21 protein-coding genes are annotated in these 20906 nt (G+C 37.3%); 10 read left to right on the top strand and 11 right to left on the bottom strand.

Annotated elements, in window-relative coordinates; all coding sequences use genetic code 11:
• The first annotated feature begins 27 nt into the window (after positions 1-27).
• Positions 28-1167, top strand: coding sequence for a sulfate adenylyltransferase (gene sat, locus ACIQXJ_RS16745; protein WP_403054958.1), 1140 nt, complete (start codon positions 28-30; stop codon positions 1165-1167).
• On the top strand, positions 1164-1757 hold the full coding sequence (gene cysC, locus ACIQXJ_RS16750) for an adenylyl-sulfate kinase (RefSeq protein ID WP_403054956.1): 594 nt from the start codon (positions 1164-1166) through the stop codon (positions 1755-1757). Before sat ends, cysC begins: the two co-directional genes overlap by 4 nt.
• A 216-nt stretch (positions 1758-1973) precedes the next feature.
• Here cysC and mnhG read toward each other — a convergent pair whose 3' ends face one another.
• Genes mnhG through ACIQXJ_RS16785 form a run of 7 tightly spaced genes read right to left on the bottom strand, consistent with a single transcriptional unit; the run spans position 1974 to position 7735 of the window.
• Entirely contained in the window at positions 1974-2342 is a 369-nt protein-coding gene (mnhG, locus tag ACIQXJ_RS16755; RefSeq protein WP_403054954.1) for a monovalent cation/H(+) antiporter subunit G, read from the bottom strand.
• Positions 2326-2607 carry a Na(+)/H(+) antiporter subunit F1 gene (locus ACIQXJ_RS16760; RefSeq protein WP_139860686.1) on the bottom strand — a complete coding sequence of 94 codons (282 nt, stop codon included), beginning with the start codon at positions 2605-2607 and terminating at the stop codon, positions 2326-2328. Before ACIQXJ_RS16760 ends, mnhG begins: the two co-directional genes overlap by 17 nt.
• Positions 2604-3083 carry a Na+/H+ antiporter subunit E gene (locus tag ACIQXJ_RS16765; protein ID WP_401012614.1) on the bottom strand — a complete coding sequence of 160 codons (480 nt, stop codon included), beginning with the start codon at positions 3081-3083 and terminating at the stop codon, positions 2604-2606. The genes ACIQXJ_RS16760 and ACIQXJ_RS16765 overlap by 4 nt, the downstream gene beginning before the upstream one ends.
• A gap of 4 nt (positions 3084-3087) precedes the next feature.
• Positions 3088-4575, bottom strand: a complete 1488-nt coding sequence (locus tag ACIQXJ_RS16770; RefSeq protein WP_403054952.1) for a Na+/H+ antiporter subunit D — start codon at positions 4573-4575, stop codon at positions 3088-3090.
• The gene (locus ACIQXJ_RS16775; RefSeq protein WP_024364871.1) at positions 4568-4909 is read right to left on the bottom strand and encodes a Na(+)/H(+) antiporter subunit C; all 342 of its coding nucleotides are present in this window, start codon (positions 4907-4909) and stop codon (positions 4568-4570) included. The genes ACIQXJ_RS16770 and ACIQXJ_RS16775 overlap by 8 nt, the downstream gene beginning before the upstream one ends.
• Complete coding sequence (locus ACIQXJ_RS16780) at positions 4909-5331, bottom strand: Na(+)/H(+) antiporter subunit B (RefSeq protein ID WP_340822856.1); 423 nt, start codon at positions 5329-5331, stop codon at positions 4909-4911. The genes ACIQXJ_RS16775 and ACIQXJ_RS16780 overlap by 1 nt, the downstream gene beginning before the upstream one ends.
• A complete protein-coding gene (locus tag ACIQXJ_RS16785) occupies positions 5318-7735 on the bottom strand; it encodes a Na+/H+ antiporter subunit A (protein ID WP_403054950.1) in 2418 nt (805 codons plus the stop codon). The genes ACIQXJ_RS16780 and ACIQXJ_RS16785 overlap by 14 nt, the downstream gene beginning before the upstream one ends.
• Before the next feature lie 153 nt (positions 7736-7888).
• Between ACIQXJ_RS16785 and ACIQXJ_RS16790 the strand changes: the two genes are divergently transcribed.
• Positions 7889-8452 carry a DUF5366 family protein gene (locus ACIQXJ_RS16790; protein WP_403054948.1) on the top strand — a complete coding sequence of 188 codons (564 nt, stop codon included), beginning with the start codon at positions 7889-7891 and terminating at the stop codon, positions 8450-8452.
• Between the two features lie 206 nt (positions 8453-8658).
• On the opposite strand, the gene ACIQXJ_RS16795 is transcribed toward ACIQXJ_RS16790, so the two are convergent.
• Complete coding sequence (locus ACIQXJ_RS16795) at positions 8659-10509, bottom strand: transglycosylase domain-containing protein (RefSeq protein WP_403054946.1); 1851 nt, start codon at positions 10507-10509, stop codon at positions 8659-8661.
• Positions 10510-10855: 346 nt separating this feature from the next.
• On the opposite strand from ACIQXJ_RS16795, the gene ACIQXJ_RS16800 reads away from it, so the two are divergent.
• Entirely contained in the window at positions 10856-11443 is a 588-nt protein-coding gene (locus tag ACIQXJ_RS16800) for a peptidylprolyl isomerase (protein WP_340822860.1), read from the top strand.
• A gap of 24 nt (positions 11444-11467) precedes the next feature.
• A complete protein-coding gene (locus tag ACIQXJ_RS16805) occupies positions 11468-11680 on the top strand; it encodes a hypothetical protein (protein WP_173479753.1) in 213 nt (70 codons plus the stop codon).
• Positions 11681-11953: 273 nt separating this feature from the next.
• On the opposite strand, the gene ACIQXJ_RS16810 is transcribed toward ACIQXJ_RS16805, so the two are convergent.
• Positions 11954-13126 (bottom strand): MalY/PatB family protein, encoded by a 1173-nt coding sequence (locus ACIQXJ_RS16810; RefSeq protein WP_403054944.1) that lies wholly within the window; start codon positions 13124-13126, stop codon positions 11954-11956.
• A gap of 73 nt (positions 13127-13199) precedes the next feature.
• Here ACIQXJ_RS16810 and ACIQXJ_RS16815 point away from each other — a divergent pair, with 73 nt between their 5' ends.
• On the top strand, positions 13200-13460 hold the full coding sequence (locus ACIQXJ_RS16815) for a DUF1871 family protein (RefSeq protein WP_401012602.1): 261 nt from the start codon (positions 13200-13202) through the stop codon (positions 13458-13460).
• 118 nt (positions 13461-13578) lie between these two features.
• On the opposite strand, the gene ACIQXJ_RS16820 is transcribed toward ACIQXJ_RS16815, so the two are convergent.
• On the bottom strand, positions 13579-14916 hold the full coding sequence (locus ACIQXJ_RS16820; protein ID WP_403054942.1) for a sodium-dependent transporter: 1338 nt from the start codon (positions 14914-14916) through the stop codon (positions 13579-13581).
• A gap of 267 nt (positions 14917-15183) precedes the next feature.
• Between ACIQXJ_RS16820 and ACIQXJ_RS16825 the strand changes: the two genes are divergently transcribed.
• From ACIQXJ_RS16825 to yugI, 3 genes are all read left to right on the top strand, one after another.
• Entirely contained in the window at positions 15184-15732 is a 549-nt protein-coding gene (locus tag ACIQXJ_RS16825; protein ID WP_403054940.1) for an RNA polymerase sigma factor, read from the top strand.
• Entirely contained in the window at positions 15725-17374 is a 1650-nt protein-coding gene (locus ACIQXJ_RS16830) for a hypothetical protein (RefSeq protein WP_403054938.1), read from the top strand. The genes ACIQXJ_RS16825 and ACIQXJ_RS16830 overlap by 8 nt, the downstream gene beginning before the upstream one ends.
• Positions 17375-17462: 88 nt before the next feature.
• On the top strand, positions 17463-17840 hold the full coding sequence (gene yugI / locus ACIQXJ_RS16835; protein WP_340822872.1) for a S1 domain-containing post-transcriptional regulator GSP13: 378 nt from the start codon (positions 17463-17465) through the stop codon (positions 17838-17840).
• 65 nt (positions 17841-17905) lie between these two features.
• Here the strand turns inward: yugI and ACIQXJ_RS16840 are convergent, their stop codons facing one another.
• Positions 17906-19213, bottom strand: coding sequence for an AAA-type ATPase lid domain-containing protein (locus tag ACIQXJ_RS16840; RefSeq protein ID WP_401012591.1), 1308 nt, complete (start codon positions 19211-19213; stop codon positions 17906-17908).
• A gap of 148 nt (positions 19214-19361) precedes the next feature.
• Here ACIQXJ_RS16840 and pruA point away from each other — a divergent pair, with 148 nt between their 5' ends.
• Positions 19362-20906, top strand: coding sequence for an L-glutamate gamma-semialdehyde dehydrogenase (gene pruA, locus ACIQXJ_RS16845; protein ID WP_401012590.1), 1545 nt, complete (start codon positions 19362-19364; stop codon positions 20904-20906).

Raw genomic sequence — 20906 nt, forward strand, 5'->3', positions numbered from 1 at the left:
ATTCAAATTAATTTAGGGGGAATAAAAATGACGCTACAACCACATGGCGGTACTTTAGTGCAAGCCTATAATCCACAGAAATCGGTAGTACATATTAAAAAGGAGATTGAATTGGATGCAATTGCGTTAAGTGATTTAGAGTTAATTGCAATCGGTGGATATAGCCCAATCGATGGTTTTTTAACTAAAAGTGATTATGAATCTGTCGTTGAACATACAAGATTAGCCTCTGGAATTGTGTGGAGTATTCCTATTACACTTCCTGTTAACACCGAAGCCGCAGCAACATTACAGCCAGGGGATGAAGCGAAATTAGTATATGGCAATGAAATTTATGGTGTCATTGATATCACTGATATATATGAGCCAGATAAACAAAAAGAGGCACTACTCATTTACGGTACACAGGATTTAGCGCATCCTGGTGTGAAAAAGCTCCATGAGCGGCATGCAATATATGTTGGAGGGAAAATTACATTAATAAAGCGTCTTGAGCAAAAATTCCCTACTTACTCATTCGATCCAAAGGAAACACGTCAGCTGTTTAAGGAAAAGGGATGGCAAACAATTGTGGGCTTCCAAACACGTAATCCTGTTCATCGTGCACATGAATATATCCAAAAGGCGGCATTAGAAACAATCGATGGCTTATTTTTAAATCCGTTAGTAGGTGAAACGAAGTCGGATGATGTATCAGCAGCTATACGTATGGAGAGCTATAAGGTTCTTTTAGAAAATTACTATCCTCAAAATCGTGTGCAATTAGGCGTCTTTCCAGCAGCAATGCGTTATGCAGGGCCAAAGGAAGCCATTTTTCATGCACTTGTGCGAAAAAATTACGGCTGCACCCATTTTATTGTAGGACGTGATCACGCTGGGGTAGGTGATTATTATGGAACATACGATGCACAAAAAATCTTTGAACAATTTACAGAAGATGAACTTGGTATTGTTCCTTTAAAGTTCGAACATAGCTTCTATTGCACTAAATGTGAAGGTATGGCTACAACAAAAACATGCCCGCATGATAGTGCATCACATGTTATTTTATCCGGTACGAAAGTGCGGGAAATGCTTCGGAATGGGGAAGTTCCTCCAAGTACATTTAGTCGTAAAGAGGTTGTCGATGTACTTATTAAAGGAATGCGTGAGGAGGTGTTAAAATGAGTTCCAATATCGTATGGCATGAGTCATCCATTACAAAAGAAGAACGTCGCACTCAAAACAAACATCAAAGCTTTATTTTATGGTTTACAGGGCTATCCGCTTCTGGGAAATCATCAGTAGCAAATGCCCTTGCCCGGGCCCTATTTGATCGAGGGAACCAGGCATTCGTACTGGATGGCGATAATGTACGACATGGTTTAAATAATGATTTAGGCTTTGACGAAGTAAGCCGTAAGGAAAATATAAGGCGTATCGGGGAAGTTTCCAAGCTTTTTGTGGAAGGCGGTCAAATTGTGCTCACGGCATTTATTTCACCTTATAGAGAAGATCGCCAAGTTGTTCGTAAGCTAGTGGAAGTGGGAGAATTTTTAGAAGTGTATGTGAGATGCTCCGTAGAAACATGTGAACAACGCGATCCAAAAGGTCTTTATAAAAAAGCGCGCAATGCTGAAATTGCTAATTTTACAGGTATTAGTGCGCCATACGAAGAACCTGAACATCCAGAATTTATTTTGGATACGGAGCGCTACTCTATTGAGGAATGTGTAGAGCAGTTAACGTCGTTTTTAACGGAAAAAGGCTATATTTAAAACTCGCCGGGAAAGTCCCCTAAATCGCCGATAAAACAGGGGGGAATCGCCGGAAAAGTCCCCAGAATCGCCAGTAAAACTAGAGAAATCGCCAGTAAAAGCCAGTGAATCGCCAGTAAACCTGCGTAAAGCAACCGCTGTAGCATCAACAGCATAACAAAAAAGTGTTAGATTGATTGCAGTCAATCTAACACTTTTTATTTTTGTCTCAGCCTCTTATTTGATACCTTGTTCTTTTTTCATTTTATCAATTTCAGGAGCTAGCTCGTCACGGACTGTTCCCTTCCAAGGTTTAACACCTGCTATATAGGACGAACGGGTCATGATATGTCCACCGACAGGGCCTGTAATAAAGAGAAACAATATACCGAGTAAAATACGAGGGTTAAAATGATCCTCAATAAGCCAAAAGTGAAAGAATACGCCAATCAATACACACATAACACCGAGTGTAGCACTTTTAGAAGCAGCATGTGCACGTGTATACAAATCAGGTAATCGAATTAGCCCTATAGCTGTTACGACGATAAATAGTACCCCGATAGAAATGAACAGAATAACTATAGTATTAGCGAGAATTGTCACGTTTAATGATATCTCCTTTCTCTATGAATTTAGAGAAAGCAACAGTACCGATGAACGATAAAATCGCTAACAATAATACAATTTCTAAAAAGAAGCTCGTTTCCACTAAAATTGAAAATAAAGCGATTAATGAAATTAGTGACACCCCTAAGGAATCTAGTGCTACAACGCGATCGGACGCGGATGGCCCTTTCACCATACGGAAAATCACGGCTATCATTGATAAGCAAATCACTACGATCGCTGCAATAATAAACGTCATCATGATTTACTCACCTCCAAAATGGCTTTTTCAAAAGAATCACGAATGGATGCAATAGCATCGTCTACATCACTAATATCAATAGCATGGACATACAATGTTTTTGCATCATCCGATACATGAACGACAACGGTTCCTGGTGTTAAAGTAATGAGACTCGATAACAATGTAATTTCCCAATCTTCTTTCAGGACAGTAGGGTAAGCAAAGAAGGCAGGTTGCATATCTAGCTTAGGCTTTAATACAACTTTCAGTACTTGAATATTTGCTAATATTAACTCCTTAAAGAAGAGGACAGTAAGTTTAATAATTGCCCATATACGGAATACATAGAGCCGTTTAAAAAAGAATCGTCTCATAATCACGAGCAATATAATACCGAGAATGAAGCCTACTATAAAGCCTGTTGCTGTATAGTTAGATGAAAGAAACATCCAAACGAAGGCAAGAGCAAAGTTTAAAATAATTTGAAATGCCATAGCTCTAATCCTCCTTCATTACAGCATCTATATAAATAGATGGGTCATTTAATAGTTTTGCAGCATCATCCATAAACGGTGTAATCCACTCTGAACCAACACCGTATGCTACTGTAATAAGCACTAATACGACAGTTGGCACAAAAAGGGTAGTGTATACTTTTTTATCGACAGTACCCGTTGTCGTTTTTTCCTCTCCCCAGAAGGCATAAAGGAAAATACGAATAACAGAAAGTAGAACAAGTAAAGATGAGGCTAAAATAAAAATACTACTCCACAAGCTACCAGCCTCAAAGCCCCCTTGAACTATTAACAACTTTCCAACAAAACCACTAAGTGGAGGAATCCCTGCTAGTCCAAAGGCAGCTATTAAATAAAACCAGCCTAGCACAGGGTACTTTTTCATAAGACCGCCCATTTTACGTAAATCTGATGTGCCTGTAATGTAGATTACAATACCAATCAGCATAAAGAGGGCTGCCTTTATAAGCATGTCATGGATTAAGTAGAACATCGCACCCTTTAACGCCACTTCATTCATTTGAGATACACCAAATAAAATGACACCTACTGCAATAACAATGTTATAGATAATAATGAGTTTGACATCGAAATAGGCAAGTGCCCCGATACAGCCTGCAATAATCGTTCCAATTGCTAGTATCATCAGCAAATGATGTGTATACGATAAATCATGTACGAAAAATAATGTGTATGTGCGTGTAATCGCGTAAACGCCAACTTTTGTTAGAAGTGCACCAAATAGTGTTAACACAGGAATCGGTGCAGCTGCATAAGAAGTTGGAAGCCAGAAGTAAAGCGGGAATATCGCCGCTTTTAATCCAAATACCATTAAAAACAATACAGCAATAACGGTTATGATACCTGGCTGATTAATCTCGCTAATTTTCACTGCAATGTCTGCCATATTTAATGTGCCTACAACTGAGTAAAGGAAAGCTACGGTAATAACAAACAATGCCGAAGATATGACATTAATTAAAATATATTTAATGGAGCCTTTAAGTTGTCCTTTTTCTCCACCTAGTACAATGAGTAAATATGACGCCATTAATAATACTTCAAAGAATACGAATAAGTTAAAAATATCCCCTGTCGTAAATGCGCCATTCACACCTGTTAAAATAAACATAATACCAGGGTAATAGAAAAAGCGTTCACGTTCCTTTGTAATAGAACCAAAGCCATACCAAACAACGAAGAATGCAATGAGTAATGTCGTTGTTACTAACAGTGCAGACATCATATCAGAAACCATTGTTATACCATAGGGTACAGGCCAATCTCCGAATGTAACTTTCTGCAGACCATCATTTTTTACTTTCAATAAGAGTGAAACGGCTGATATGAAAGCAAGTAGAATGCCTAATAAAGCAAACGTACGTTGATATTTTAAATTTTTTTGCCCAAACATTAATATCATGCCGAAGAAAAACGGAATGATGATTGGTAGTAAAAGGAAGTTATTCATCCTCATCACTTCCTCTCATTAAGCTAATATCATCTGTCTCTAGCTCCTGATATGAGCGATATGCAAGTACAAGGAAGAAAGCCGTTACCCCAAAGCTAATAACGATAGCTGTTAAAATTAAAGCTTGTGGTAAAGGATCAGCAAACGTTTTGGCACCTTCTTTTAAAACAGGAGGAGCCTCCCCTGTAAGTCCACCCATTGTTAAAATGAGTAAATGTGCACCGTGGCTTAGAAGCCCAGTACCGATAATAATGCGTAATAAGCTTTTCGATAATATTAAATAAACCGCTGCCATAAACAAAAAGCCAATGACAAACGCCATAATTATTTCCATTATTCATCCTCTCCAATCGTTTGAATAATGGTCATCGTAACGCCAACAACAACCAAGTAAACACCGCTGTCAAAAAGCATTGCAGTGTGTAAGGATTGCTTACCTAGAAGCGGTAGTTCGAAATAATCAAAGAAATGTGTGAAAAATGGTTTCCCCAAAAACATAGGGAATGCTGCTGTTGCAAGTGCCAATAATAAGCCCGTTGCAGTTAAATACGTATAGTTGATCGGTAAAACGTTGCGTACAGTGTTTAAATCAAAGGCAAGTACTAAGAGCACGATGGCACTGGATGTTAAAAGTCCTCCAACAAAGCCTCCACCTGGTGTATAATGACCAGCTAAAAAAATATGAATGGAGAAGAAGAAAATAATGAAGAATACAATTTTAGCTGTAAATTGTATTATCACATCATTTGTTTTCATGCGATTTCTCCTTTCTATTCATACGCAGCTTGATCATTGCTAAAATTGCCATTCCAGCAATACCTAACACTGTAATTTCAAATAATGTATCGAAGCCACGATAGTCTACTAAAATAACATTTACAATGTTCCCGCCACCCGCTAATGAATAGACGGTTTCTTCGTAATATTTTGAGATAGTCGGGACAAGCTTTTGAGAATGTGCCGATAAGGCTATAAGCGTCACCATCACACCAACTGCGATTGAAATAACCGCACGATTCAACTGAAAGCGCATGCGTTCCTCACGTTTGCCGAGCTTCGGAAGATGATAAAACGCCAATAAAAATAATGCGACAGAAATCGTTTCAATAACTAACTGTGTTAATGCTAAATCAGGTGCATTATAAATAACGAAAAATAATGCAACAGTGTATCCGACAGAGCCAAGTCCAATGATTGCTGTAAGACGTGACTTCGCAAAAATAGTAATCGTTGTGCCAATAATTAACACGACAATTAAAATTAATTGGTAAGATCGAATTGGGGCCGCACCTTCAAAGGATAATGAAAAGGCATCTTTGACAAATAAGGTCCCAATTGAAATAACAGCAATAGCACTAAACATGTACAGTAGATAGTGGCGCATAGAACCAGTCATATAAAGACGCGATACACGATTTAATCCGACGTCTAAACCAAGCATTGTTTTGTCATATGCATTATTAAGCGTAAAAGCGCGTGGGAATAGGTTATAGATGCTTTGCCATTTAGGTAAGGCCACAAATAGTAAGACGCCTATAATGACAATACCGATCGTCATGATTAATTCTGGTGTTAGACCCCCATGCCAGGCAGCCACGTGAATATTGATATCTTTAGGGACATCATATAAAAACGGCTGAATGGCTTGTACTGCAGGCTTTACAAACGTATCCCCAATTATATTAGGGATGAAGAAAATAATGACTACTAATGATGCTAAAATCATCGGTGATATTAGCATACCAATTGGAGCCTCATGTGGTTTATGAGCGTAAAGCTCTGGTTTATATTTTCCTGTAAATGTTCTAAATACAAAGTAGAAACTATAAATAAACGTAAAAATACTCGCTACCCAAGCAACGATAGGGAAAAGAACGCCCCATGTATCAAAACCAAAAAATTCAAAATTTTGAAGTGCTAACATAGCAGTTAAGAACATTTCCTTACTTAGGAAACCATTAAATGGAGGTAATCCTGCCATCGAGAAGCTGCCAATTGCCGCCACTGTAAAGCTAAGAGGCATAATGCTCATTAATCCCCCAAGTTTACGGATATCACGAGTACCTGTTTCATGATCGATAATCCCTGCTATCATAAATAAGCTACCTTTAAATGTTGCGTGGTTAATAAGGTGGAAAATGGCTGCAAAGGCCGCATATTTAAATACTGAATCAGCTGCACCGTTTACATGAAATGCAACTGCCCCAGCGCCTAGTAAGGACATAATTAATCCAAGCTGACTGACAGTAGAAAACGCTAGAATTCCTTTTAAATCGGTTTGCTTTACTGCAAAAAACGAACCCCAGAATAGCGTTAACAGACCTACTCCTGTAACAAGCCATACCCATAGCTCAGAAGCTGCAAAAATTGGTGTAAAGCGAGCAACTAAGTAAATTCCTGCTTTTACCATTGTTGCAGAGTGTAAATATGCGCTGACTGGTGTCGGTGCTTCCATTGCATCAGGTAACCAAATGTAGAATGGGAATTGTGCAGATTTTGTAAATGCGCCTAGGAGTAATAAAACGAGTGCCCATGTGAACAATGGATGTTGCACTAAGTTTGGTGCCATTGCAATAAGTTCACGAATTGAATATGTTCCACCCATTAAATAAAGAAGGATAAATCCTCCTAACATCATTAAGCCGCCGAAGACTGTAATCATCATGGATTTTAGTGCACCGAAGCGAGAAGCATCACGTGTGTACCAATAACCAATAAGTAGGAATGATGAAATCGACGTTAACTCCCAGAAGAAGTACAAAGTAATTAAATGGTCAGATTGTACAACACCGAGCATTGCGGTCATAAATAATAATAAGTAAACATAAAAATTATGTAGTTTTTCTTTATGTTTATCTAAGTAAAAAATGGAGTAAAGCACAACGAGCGAGCCAATTCCTGTAATGAGTAACGAAAATAGTAAGCTAAGTCCATCCAAATATGATACGACAGAAATATCGAGCGATGGAATCCAAGGTATTCCATCATAAAACACTTCTCCTTGGGCAACTCTCGCTATATAAGTAGCATAAATAACTGCGAGTGTTGCAGGTACTGCAAGAACAAACCAGCCTGTGTGAATATTTTTAACGCTTTTATATATAAAAGGCACAAATATTGCAGCAAGCATCGGGATGAAAATATAGAGTACTTGTAACAAAAAAATCCTCCTTTATGCAGGTAAGTGTAATAATTATAACGTACTTTCGTAGGGAATGCATATGGACTAACAGGATTTAACTTGGATAGCAGGAGAATTTTAGCTATATTATAAATAGGAAGTTATCAAAAAAAACAGAGGAAAAAATTTTTTATGAGGAACCCTTACATATATGGTTATTTACCATTAATTACAATTTTATTGTTTAGTTTAACGTTCGGCATGTATGCAGTAGGCGAAGCATTACAATTATTTCAAGCAATCGGTGTTTATTCAGGAATGCGTGAATTTTTATCGGATTTTGAATTACGGCTATTATTGCTTGTGGTATTTGCTGTTATTTTTTTTATGGCAATTTCTGCACTTAAATTAGTTGGAGAAACAATTCATGAACTAGGTATGTTGTTTTTTTCAAAAGATAATGAAGGGGCAGCAGTAAGCCAAGCACGTGGAGGCTATGTCATTCTATTTATTGGAGCTATGTGTTCTGTCTTTGCTATTCAATCCATTTATGCATTAGCAGGTATATTCGTATTAACGATTTTTGTCTATTTCATTTATCTTATTTATAAAATGAGCCTTTTTATGTCTATGGGTGGCACGATTGGATTACTAATATTTGAACTTTTCATGTGGACAATATTATTTTCGTTATTAGTTTATGTGATTTTAAAATTGTATAACGGTGTACTGGCAAGTCTACCTTTTGCGAAATAAAGAAAGTGCCAGTCACTCAAACAATTCTGAATTCTACCAGTGATATATTTTAATAGCCAAGTAAAAACCCACGTAACCTCTTACGGGAATACATGCAAAGTAAGCCACAACAAATCGCGCGAAAGCGATGGTTGCGGCTTACGAAGTGCCCGTTGAAAGCGAAGTGGGTTTTTACGCTATAAGAAGTCGTTATTTGCTAGGAAACTTTACTCTAGTAAAACATTAAATAGCTTGTGATGAATTTTATACGCTTCTAGTTTTTCCATTGGTTGAGGTTTATCATAGCCAAGCCAGACGGCAGCTGTATACTGATCATTTAAACCGGCTAGCCAATAATCGCGGTAATCATTTGTCGTGCCTGTTTTAGCACCAACATAGTTACTATTATTATAAACACCTTGTCCTGTACCATTTGTTACAACTTCTGTTAGTATCTCTCGCATATATTTTACCGTTTTGGGTGACCATATTTGATCACGTTCCGTATCCCAGCTATATAGTACAGTGCCATCATTTGCTGTCACCTTACGAATACTATGGGCAAGGACATATGAGCCGTCAATAAAGCTTGTGTAGGCATCTGCTAACTCCAGAGCCGTGACACCATATGTTAATCCACCTAATGATGCGGCATACGTATGATCCTTTGCAACGATGGAGCGGAAATGGAAGCGATCAAGGTAACTAAATGCCGTTTCGACTCCAACAGCATTAAAAAGGCGAAGAGCAGAAGTATTATAACTATTACGGAAAGCTGTTCGAATAGTCACTTCCCCATATTTATACCCCCCATAGTTTTGAGGGCAAAAAGAACCGACACAATAACTACCACCGTTCACGATGGAATCTGGCGTGTTTGTTGTCGTTTCAAAAAAAGGTGCATAGACAGCAAGTGGCTTAAATGCTGAACCTGGCTGTCTTGGTCCTTGAAAAGCTCGATGATAATCAAATTTCTCGTAATTTTTACCGGCATATAGACTGACGATTTCACGAGAGGTGTTATTAATTACAGCTCCTGCTGCTTGCAATTGGCCACTTCCTAATATAGCCGTCATTTGATCTTCATCATGATTCTGTTTAGTTGGATCAAGAGCCGTATAAATGGTTAAACCATTCTGGAACAAAGTATTGAGACGATTGTCTAGTTGTGCTTGAATCGATTTTTTTTCTTCTTCACTTTGCGTATTTTGAAGTCGATCCCTGTAGCCTTCTTTCTCGGCTACAAGCCAGCGTAGCTCTTGCAGTACGTAAGTGCTATACATAGGATAGCTTTGCATCTTATTTTTTACATTTAATATTACTGGTGCTGCTTTATAAGAAGCTGCATCTTCTTTTGTAATAGCACCACTCGCTGCTAGTGTGTCGAGTAGCCGTTCCTGTCTTGCCTTTGTTTCATCGAAATTTTTTAATGGATTATAAAGCGATGGATTGTTTGGAATAGCAGAAATAAAAGCTATTTCAGCAATCGTTAAATCTTGAATAGGTTTTTGAAAATAATAGGTCGCTGCACTTCCTATACCATATACTTGATTGCTAAAATAAGATTCATTTAAATACATAGTTAAAATAGCATCTTTATCGTATTTTTTTTCAAGCTCGTAGGCATAAAATAATTCCGTCAATTTTCGTTCGTACGTTTTTTCGTCAGATAAATAGCGCATTCGAACAAGCTGTTGGGTAATGGTACTGCCTCCTTGCGAAGTAGCATTGGCATTAGAGTTAGCGACAACAGCACGAATAATGGCACTAAGATCGAAACCGATATGATCATAAAAGTCGGCATCCTCACTAGCAATAAAAATTTCCTGGGCAATTTGCGGAATTTCTTGCAGTGTTAAAGGCTGTCTCCATTCGACATATTCTTCACTAAAGGCTTGATCATCTTGATCTATTAATGTGACGGGAAGCTGAACCTGTACTTCAGGTACATTAATCGTTTCCTCAATTTGTTGTTCATGGGCTTGGGCAGTTTTTAACTCTGTTCGTATATTCGTACTAATCCACCAAATGGTAGGTAAACATAGAGTAATAATAATAAAACCAAAAACTTTTTTCATAAATGCCTCCAACTTTGAAAATAAGTCTTTCAACAGAATAGCATATTTTGGATGTATTCCAAATACTCGTTGAGACCTATTTACACAATACGAAACAATAAAAAGAATTAGCAAAGATAGCCCGTTTCTTCCATCATCATTTTGGGTTATACTACCATAGGTATCAAACAGAAGTTTCTTCGTTTTCAAAAATATAATTGGCTGAACGATTGTAAAATTACAAAATTCGTCAATACTTAGGTGGAGAAAACGGCTAGGAAGTATGTTAGACTAATATGAGGTCAGGAATGATCTAGGATGATCATTTCATTGAAACTGAAATTTTACATTTAAAGGAGAGACTCCAATGTTTCCACAATTAACAACAGAAGTACAAGAAGGCGAAGTACTAGTAGAAATGAAAACAACTTTAGGTGCGCTAAAAATTAAATTATTTCCAAAACAAGCACCAAAAACAGTTGAAAATTTCTTAGGGCATGCAAAATCAGGTTATTACGATGGAATCATTTTCCACCGTGTTATTCAAGATTTCATGATTCAAGGCGGTGACCCAACTGGTACTGGTATGGGCGGTGAGTCAATTTGGGGTAACTCATTTGAAGATGAGTTTTCTGATGAATTATTCAACCTACGTGGTGCACTTTCAATGGCTAACGCTGGTCCAAACACAAACGGTTCTCAATTCTTTATCGTACAAATGAAGCACCTTCCAAGTGATATGCTACGCCAACTTCAAGGTGCTGGTTTCCCAGAAGAAATTATTGAAGCATATGCACAAAACGGTGGAACACCATGGTTAGACCATAAACACTCTGTATTCGGTCATGTTGTAGAGGGTATGGACATCGTTGATAAAATTGCTGATGTAGCAAAAGATAACCGCGATAAACCGCTTGAAGATGTTAAAATTGAGTCAATTACAGTTTTTGAATAATAATTGTAAGGACGTGTAGAAAATATGGAACATTTAATGTATCAATTTTTATATTTCCCTGAAGATAAAACAGCTTATATTCCAGCAGCTTTTGAATTTTTAATCATGCTTATTTTATGTATAGGTGTATTTATGATTTTCCGTAAAATCTCTAAAAAGCAGGAATTAAAATCTAAGGAAATCGAAACACGTATTTTAGCTGAACGAAATAGCACAAACAATCAACAAAATGTGTAAGTAAAGGCACTCTGCATAAGCATGTCTCAGACTATAGGCAAACTGGAAAAAATTTCGGTTTGTCTATAGTCTTTTTATATATAGATTAATACATAAATCACCCATGCATTCATATAGCGCAAAAAACCACTTCGCCTTACACTGTGTGCTGTTCCCGCAGGAGACTACGTGGTTTTTTTGGGGGGTGAAAAATTCAGAATTGTTTGAGTGCCTGACACTTAAATGACAAAGGCATCAAGAGCAAACTCTTGATGCCTTTTAGATTAAAAGTAATTATAGTGACAATGCTAGCTTAAAGCGAGCAACTGCATCTTTTACAGTATCAAATGAACAGGCTACGTTCATACGTAGGAAGCCACGGCCTTCTTCGCCATATTTTGAACCAGGCTCTAATGCAAGTTTTCCAACTTCAAGCAATTGCTTCATTAACTCTTTTTCATCCATTCCTAATTGACGACAATCAATCCACAGTAAGTATGTGCCTTGGGGCTTAGCAATGTGTATGCCAGGCAATTGCGTTAACTCAGTAATGACATAATCCATGTTATTAGAAATATAAAGAAGTAATTCTTCTAGCCACGGTAAACTTTCAGTGTAAGCTGCTTGCAGTGCAATAGGAGCAAAGCTGTTTAAGGAGCCTTGTCCACTCGCCATATTGACAGCCTCTAATTGAAGGCGTTTTTTCTTATCAGTAACAATGATATATGAGACTTGGATACCTGCAAGGTTAAATGTTTTTGTCGGTGCCATACACGTAATTACACGATCGATTTCATCACCTGCAATTTTTGCAAGGGGTGTATGCTTGGCACCATCTAACATTAAATCTGCGTGGATTTCATCTGAAATAATCAGAACGTCATACTTTGCACAAAGACGAATAATCTCTTTTAGTGTGGCTTCGTCCCATACATAACCACCTGGATTATGAGGGTTACACAATATGTAAGCTTTAATGTCTTGAGCAAGTGCTTGTTCGAATGCCTCAAAATCATAGACAAATGTCCCGTCTTGTTCTACTAACGGACAAGTTATCACTTCACGACCATTACTTTTTGGGATATTAAAAAATGGAGGATAGACAGGTGTTGAAATAAGTACCTTATCTCCTAAATTTGTCATTGCTGTTAGAATATTTGCTAATGCTGACACGACGCCGTGGCTAAAAGAAATAGAATCTTTTTCAATGTGCCAATTATAACGTTTATATTGCCAGTCTACGATCGACTGTTTTACTTCCTCACTTACAAAGCCATAGCCGAAGATTGCACCTTCAGCATGTTTTTGTAGTGCCTTTGAAACAGCTAATGGTGGAGCAAAGTCCATGTCTGCTATCCACATTGGTAATATTTCTGTAGTATCGTTTAGGCCATAAATTTTCTCCATTGCGTCCCATTTTACTGAGTTCGTATAGCGACGTTTTAAAGTTTGATCGAAAATAGACAAGCAAATCACTCTTTTCTTTTTTTTTTACTATGGTATCATACCTATTAAGATTAAAGGATAATAGGTGAGTATTTTGGAAAATATAAAAATGAATCGAGCAGCTGTACATCTGCTAGCGGAGTGGGATCCTTTCCACATCGGTGCTGAGAATTATGATACAGAAACAGCAGATGTTGTTGCAGCATTACAAGGTATTGATGACCCATCAGCACTTGCAAAGGTCATTCAAGAAACTTACGAGCACTCGTTTGAGCAATGGATTCCAATTGAAGATTGTGTTGCCATTTCATACAAACTAATTGCCATTAAGTTTGAAGCAAAATGCATTATTTAAACGACATATAATGTTTTTTTATTGGAAAGAGCGTATGGGGCGAGCATATATGCCACAAGATCTCTTTCCTTATAAAAGTGAGGTTGTCTTAAATACCTTAGACAACCTCATTTTCTTATTAAAACAATGGTAAAATCCCTTGAATGAAAATAAGGAAAATCGCAATTGGTGATACGTAGCGAATCAACAAGTACCAAATGTTAAACATAAGACTTGAGGAAGCAAGCTCTTTTCGGGAAATATCTTTTGTATAGTAATAGCCTGCAAAAATAGAAATCAGTAATGCACCAATTGGCATGCCGACACTATTTGTAATAAAGTCTACAAAATCAAAAATTGAGCGATCTAATATTTTTACGTCCGATAGAATTCCGAAAGATAAGGCACTCGGAATACCAAAGACGAAAATAATAATACCGCCAATCCATGCAATTTTTTTACGCTTTTCTGGCTTGTCTCCGATGGCGATAGCTACTACAATTTCTAACATAGAAATGGAAGAAGTCACCGTAGCAAACAGTAAAAGAATAAAGAAAATTGTTAGGAATAGACCACCGAGTGGTAATTGTTCAAAAACGGCAGGTAAAATAATAAAAACAAGCCCTGGACCTTGGTCAGGTGTATAGCCTAGTGCGAACACGGCTGGGAAAATAACTAAACCTGCAAGTAGCGAAATAATAATATTCATAGAGGCTACATTGATGGCTGAATTACCAATCTTTTCGGTTTTCGGGAGATATGAAGCGTACGTAATCATAACGGCAATACCAACACTTAGAGAAAAGAATGCTTGTCCAAGTGCTTTTAAAAATGTTTCAGCATTTAAGTAAGACCAGTCAGGTACAAACATAAATTTTACGCCTTCCATTGCACCATCAAGTGTTAAGGAACGGATAACTAACACAATGAAGAAAATGAATAATAGTGGCATCATCCACGTACTAGCCTTTTCAATCCCACCTTTAATGCCTCCCGACACAATGGCAATTGTTAAAAGTAAAAATAATCCTTGTACAAGAATAGCTTCAAATGGACTAGAGATGATTTTGCTAAATAAATCAGCGTAATTCCCTTCACTACCATTACTTGATAATTGGAAAGTCAATGAACGCCCTAAATAACTTAAAATCCAACCGCCAACTACACTATAGAAGGACAGTATTAAACCAGCAATAATCATGCCGCCCCATCCTATTAAAAACCATGGTTTTCCTGGCGCTTGCTCTTTGAACGACGTAACAGCATCTTTTTGCCCACGACGGCCAATCATAAATTCTGCAATTAACACCGGTAAGCCGATGAAAAATGTACATAAAATAAATAATAAAATAAATACACTTCCACCGTTCGTTCCCGCCATATATGGGAATTTCCAAATAGCTCCTAATCCAATGGCACTTCCGGCAGCAGCTAAAATAAAACCAATTTTTGATGTGAATTGATCTCTAGATGACACGAAAAATAAAGCCTCCTTATACTAAAGTTATATTTTACCGTAAAAACGACATAACACAAGTCAAATTTCTGAAAATTGATTATAGATACTTTTTTTCTAGCTACTTCTAAATGGGAATAAAAGCTTTCGTGCCACAGTGTAATCTTAACAGCGCAAAAGACCGATTCTATTGGATTTATCAGCGCAAAACTATGCGCTATAACCAAATCAGTTAAAATGTAACAATTAGGAAGAATAGGTCGTTACATATAAAAGGAGGGATAACGAGTGAATGAGTCCGAATTAATCGAACGAGCACAACATGGTGATAAAGAAGCCTATATTGAACTAATTCGCATCCATCAGCGAACAGTAGAAAAATTTGCCTTTCAATGTGGCGTACATAGTAGTGATTTGGCGGATGTTGCACAAGAAGTATTTGTTAAGCTGTACCGCTTTTTACATCAATTTAAGCAGGATCGTTTTACTACATGGCTTTATAAAGTCACGCTCAACGCTACGCGTGATTATTATCGCAGGGAGCAACGGGAGCAGGCAAAGGAGGAGCTGTTAAATGCACAGCCCCAACATCATAGTCCCTCGGCTGAAAAGCACGTATTAAATTTTGAAGAAGATCGATTATTGCACAATAACATTCAAGCATTGGATGAAAAATATCGCTATCCACTTGTCTTGTTTTACTTTCATGAGTTGAAGTATGAGGAAATTGCAGAGGTACTTGGTATTTCATTGTCGGCGGTCAAAGTGCGAATTTTACGCGCAAAGGAAAAGCTCAAAGTCTCTTTGACACAGGATGGGAGTGTTGAAAATGGATGACAAACAATTTGACAAACGTATGGCATTATTAAAAAAATCATACGACCGAATGGAACAAAAATTAAATCCTGCTGATGTTTTCAAGCAAATTGAAGAAGAAGAAGCACTCACAAAGCAAACGATTACCACTCAAAAGAAGTCCTCCCCGAAATGGCAAAAGCCAGCAGTGTGGCTAGCGAGTATTGCAAGCGTATTACTAGTTGGTTTTTTAGTGACGCTCTATACAATGAAACAGCAAGAAAATACCCAAACGGAAGCCCTGCAAAATATTCCTTTAAAAGAGGCTGAAGAGAACGATGCAGTCGACTATATAACGAAAAAATATAATAGTCGAAAAGAGGATATTAGAAGAGAATTAAAAGTTTCGAAAGATGAACTGCAAGCATTTGAATTTATTCAAACAGCAGATACAATGTTAGATTTTTATATAGCAAATAATTTGCATTCGTCATCAATTGATAGTGATAGTGCACAAAATGTAGATGAATACGTTTTATATTTTTTAATGACTCCTAAAAGGGCTATAGAGTCGATAAAAACATATAACAATTTAACTTTTGATGAATCGTATGAGGTTTATATCCAATACGTTATTTCTGTAGAAGAGTTGGAAAATTTTTATAGCAAGCTACTTGAACCTTACCAATCACTACTGAAGAATGCTGATGATAAGCAATATACATCTGATTTAAAAGCCATTATTGAAGCGGCAAACAATCAATATATGGAGCTGAAAATGGATGAAAAAGGCTCGTTTTATTTTAAAGCGAATCCGGTAGATGGAGAGTTTGCACCAGCTTATATAAATCAATTACATCCGGATGTTTTTGGGTATTTTGAATATTTAAAAACGGGTTATTTATTATTAGCGGATGATTTACGTTATTCACGAGAAGAAACAGCAAAATCGCTTAAAATAATGGAACGTTCGTTACTTGCAGATGTCAATGCCGGTTCGCCCAATTACAAACTATTACAAGAAACCTTTAAAAATACGTGGGTGGCATTATTGCAAGGTACTAAAAAATATCCTGTCCTAGCGGAAGATGGGCAAGCTGATAAGAAATATATAACATTTTTACAGGAAGTAGCCTCGGGTAAGTATGGTGAGGTCATGAAAAAGAAAGCAGCTAATATCTTTAAGGAATTCCAGCAAAATAATCATTCTGAAACACTAGCGCAACTGGCTTCCTATGATATATGGACAATACTTTTACAGACACGGGAAGAAACAGCAGGTTATATTAACGATAGTGATTTTAGTGTGATTGATATGGATGATTCTCGCATAGCGCAAATTAAGGGAATATATGAGCAGTATAAAAAACAAAATGATGTTTTAAATCAACTTCGACCGATAAATATTGCTTCGCTATACTTATATGCCATATCCATTGGTGATGAATCGCTGCAAAAAACTTTATTAATGCCAGATGCAGATGCTGATATGAATACGAGTATGTTATTACAAACAATGAAAAGTTTAGACATATTTAGTCAGCTAGGTGAATACGATGGGATTTATCCAATTGTAGCTGCTCGCGTTGCAATCAGTGAACAGGATAAGTACGGAAGGCAATTCCTAATAAAATTTTCGAAACAAGAGGAAGGCTATTATCGTATTACAGAGATCATTGATTAGTGGGACGAATTTTTGCTCCAGATATTGACGTATGTTATAATTTAACGTGATATATACGTAGCAAACATATAGAAAGTGGGCAAAGGTTATGGCAAAAAAATATGAATTAGGAGACGTATTGACCGGAAAAGTTACAGGTATTCAACCGTACGGTGCATTTGTAGCACTTGATGACGATACACAAGGGCTCGTGCATATTTCTGAAATTACGTACGGCTTTGTAAAAGACGTCAGTGAGTTTTTATCAGTAGGGCAAGAGGTTGAAGTGAAGGTACTTGAAATCGATGAAGCGGCCGAAAAAATTAGTTTATCGATCCGAGCCTTACAAGAGCGCCCAGCAGCAATAAGAAAAAAAGATGCACCACCACGGAAATCTCTACAGGATCGTGTAGATGAATCCGATGCAAACGGCTTTAATTCCCTAAAAGATAAACTACAGGACTGGATCGAGCAGTCAGGACATTAAAAAACGAGGATGCTTCCATGTGAAGGCATCCTCGTTTTTTTTTATAACCATTTTAAGAATTAAGATTAGTCCTTTTTCATCTTCCGTATGCGATACTGCAAGTTTTGGCGGCTCATGCCAAGCGCACCAGCAGCCTTTGTTATATTACCCTCATATAGATTTAAGACATTTTGCACATAATAGGATTCGGCTTCCCGTAAATAAGCATCAAGCGGCATGACATCATTTTGCTGTTGGAACATAAAAAATTCAGGTTCGCGTTCAGTTGTGTCTTGGCTCTGCACCTTAAATCGAAAATGAACAGGGAGTAAATCGAACGTAACAGTCGATTCAGTTGTCATAAATGAGACGATTTCATCAAGCAAGAGTTCAAGTTCTTTTAGATTCCCTGGCCAATCATACTGTAAGAATAATGCTTGGACATCAGGTGCTAGTTCTGTTACGTTTGATGCAAATCGCTCACGATGGCGACTGAAATAATCATCAACAAACGGTAAAATATCTTCTTTTCGGTCTGTTAAATTTGGAATGGTGATGGACATTGTTGCAAAGAAATAATACAAAGATTTTAAAAGCTTTTTCTCCGCTATAAGTGTAATTGGATCGCTACCAACACTGCCAATCAGCATATATTTTGATTGTGGAAGCGACTGTAATAATTCTAGTAATTGCTCCTGAACATGTAGACTTAAAAAATCAATGCGTTCAAAGAAAAATGTATATGCTTTGTCATCCTGTAAAAGCTCTTGCATTTTATCTAGCACTGATTTCGCTGAACGTCGACTAAATAGTGTAACAAAAGCTTCAGTATCAGATGAAGCAGCATGATGAATACTTTCTGCAACCAAATCCTTTCCTGTACCAGACTCCCCGATGAGTAATATAGGTAATTTTACCGCGGCAGCTTTTTTAGCATTAACGATAACTTGTTGCATCGTCTCTGAAACGGCCGTAATCATATCAAATGTTAGAGGCTCACCATATCGACGGAGAGGTTGATACACTAATTTTTCTAAAGATGTTATATCACGTGCAAATTCAATTGCACCGATTAGTTGATTGTTTTTAAAAAGCGGAAATGTATCGTTAATCGTTGTAATTTCATGACCATTTTTATTCCAATAGGTTTGTTTCACATTCATTTCTTGTAAGCCTGTTTGTAATACCCGCATCAAAGTACTTTCATGTTGACGGAAGGAAAACAACTCAATAATTGAACGATCTGCTAATTCATCAAAATGAAATCCTTCAATTTCTTTCATTTTTGAATTATAGATAATTGTTTTACCTGTTACGTCAATCGCATGTATACCAACGGATACATTAGTTGCAATAAACTCATAAAAAGGTAATAAGGGTTCAGAATTTTTCATAAAATGTGCACCTCAAAAATTTTTTACTTGAAATATGCAACGAAATTTTGCATTATAATAAGTGTAAGAATATTTTATACGCAAAAATATTTTGCGTCAATGTTTTTTGCACACTAAATTTTTACAGCTCACAAAAGGAGGATATAGTATGATTCCATACAAACACGAACCATTTACAGATTTTTCTCAAGAGGCAAACTACAACGCTTATTTAGAGGCATTAAATAAAGTTGAAGGCTATTTAGGTCAAGACTATCCACTAATTATTGGCGGAGAACGTATTACAACAGAAGATAAAATTGTTTCATATAACCCAGCAAAGAAAACAGAAGTAATTGGACGCGTTTCAAAAGCAAGCAGAGAATTAGCTGAAAAAGCTATGCAAGCAGCAGATGAAACATTTAAAACTTGGAAAAAAGTTGACCCAGCTATTCGTGCTGACGTGTTATTCAAAGCAGCAGCAATTATCCGTCGCCGTAAACATGAATTCTCAGCACTTTTAACAAAAGAAGCTGGTAAACCTTGGAACGAAGCAGATGCTGATACAGCAGAAGCAATTGATTTCCTTGAATACTATGGTCGCCAAATGTTACGTATTAAAGACGGCCAACCAGTAGAAAGCCGTCCAGGCGAATACAATCGTTATGATTATATTCCATTAGGTATTGGTATTGTAATTTCACCATGGAACTTCCCATTCGCTATTATGGCTGGTACTACAGTAGCAGCTTTAGTAACAGGGAACACAGTATTATTAAAACCAGCTTCAACAACACCAGTTGTTGCTTATAAATTTATCGAAGTTTTAGAAGAAGCGGGATTACCTGCTGGTGCAGTTAACTATGTACCAGGTTCAGGTGCGGAAGTTGGGGATTACTTAGTAGATCATCCGAAAACACGCTTCATCAGCTTCACAGGTTCTCGTGATGTAGGCTTACGTATTAACCAACGTGCAGCAACACATAACGATGGTCAAATTTGGATTAAACGTGTTATCGCTGAAATGGGCGGTAAAGATACAATCGTTGTCGATAAAGAAGCAGATTTAGAGCTTGCAGCACAATCAATCGTAAAATCAGCTTTCGGCTTCTCAGGTCAAAAATGTTCAGCATGTTCTCGTGCAGTTATCGTAGAAGATGTATATGATACAGTTGTTAACCGTGTAGCTGAGCTTACAAATGCGTTAACAGTTGGTGACCCAGCTGACAACAGCAACTTCATGGCTACAGTAATTGACCAAGCAGCATTCAATAAAATTACTGAATACATTGAAATTGGTAAAGGAGAAGGTCGCCTTGTAGCAGGTGGTACAGCTGATGATTCAGTTGGTTACTTCGTCAATCCAACAGTATTCGCTGACGTAGATCGTTCTGCTCGTATCATGAAAGAAGAAATTTTCGGACCAGTTGTAGCAATTGCAAAAGCAAAAGATTTCGATGAAGCAATTGAAATTGCAAACGACACAGAATACGGCTTAACAGGTGCAGTTATTACTAACAACCGTATGAACTTAGAAAAAGCTCGTGAAGACTTCCATGTTGGTAACTTATACTTCAACCGTGGTTGTACAGGTGCTATCGTTGGTTACCAACCATTTGGTGGCTTCAACATGTCAGGTACTGACTCAAAAGCTGGTGGCCCTGACTACCTACAACTTCATATGCAAGCAAAAACAACTTCAGAAATGCTTTAA

The organism is Lysinibacillus sp. NPDC097868 (assembly GCF_044761135.1).
Classification (GTDB): Bacteria; Bacillota; Bacilli; order Bacillales_A; family Planococcaceae; genus Lysinibacillus.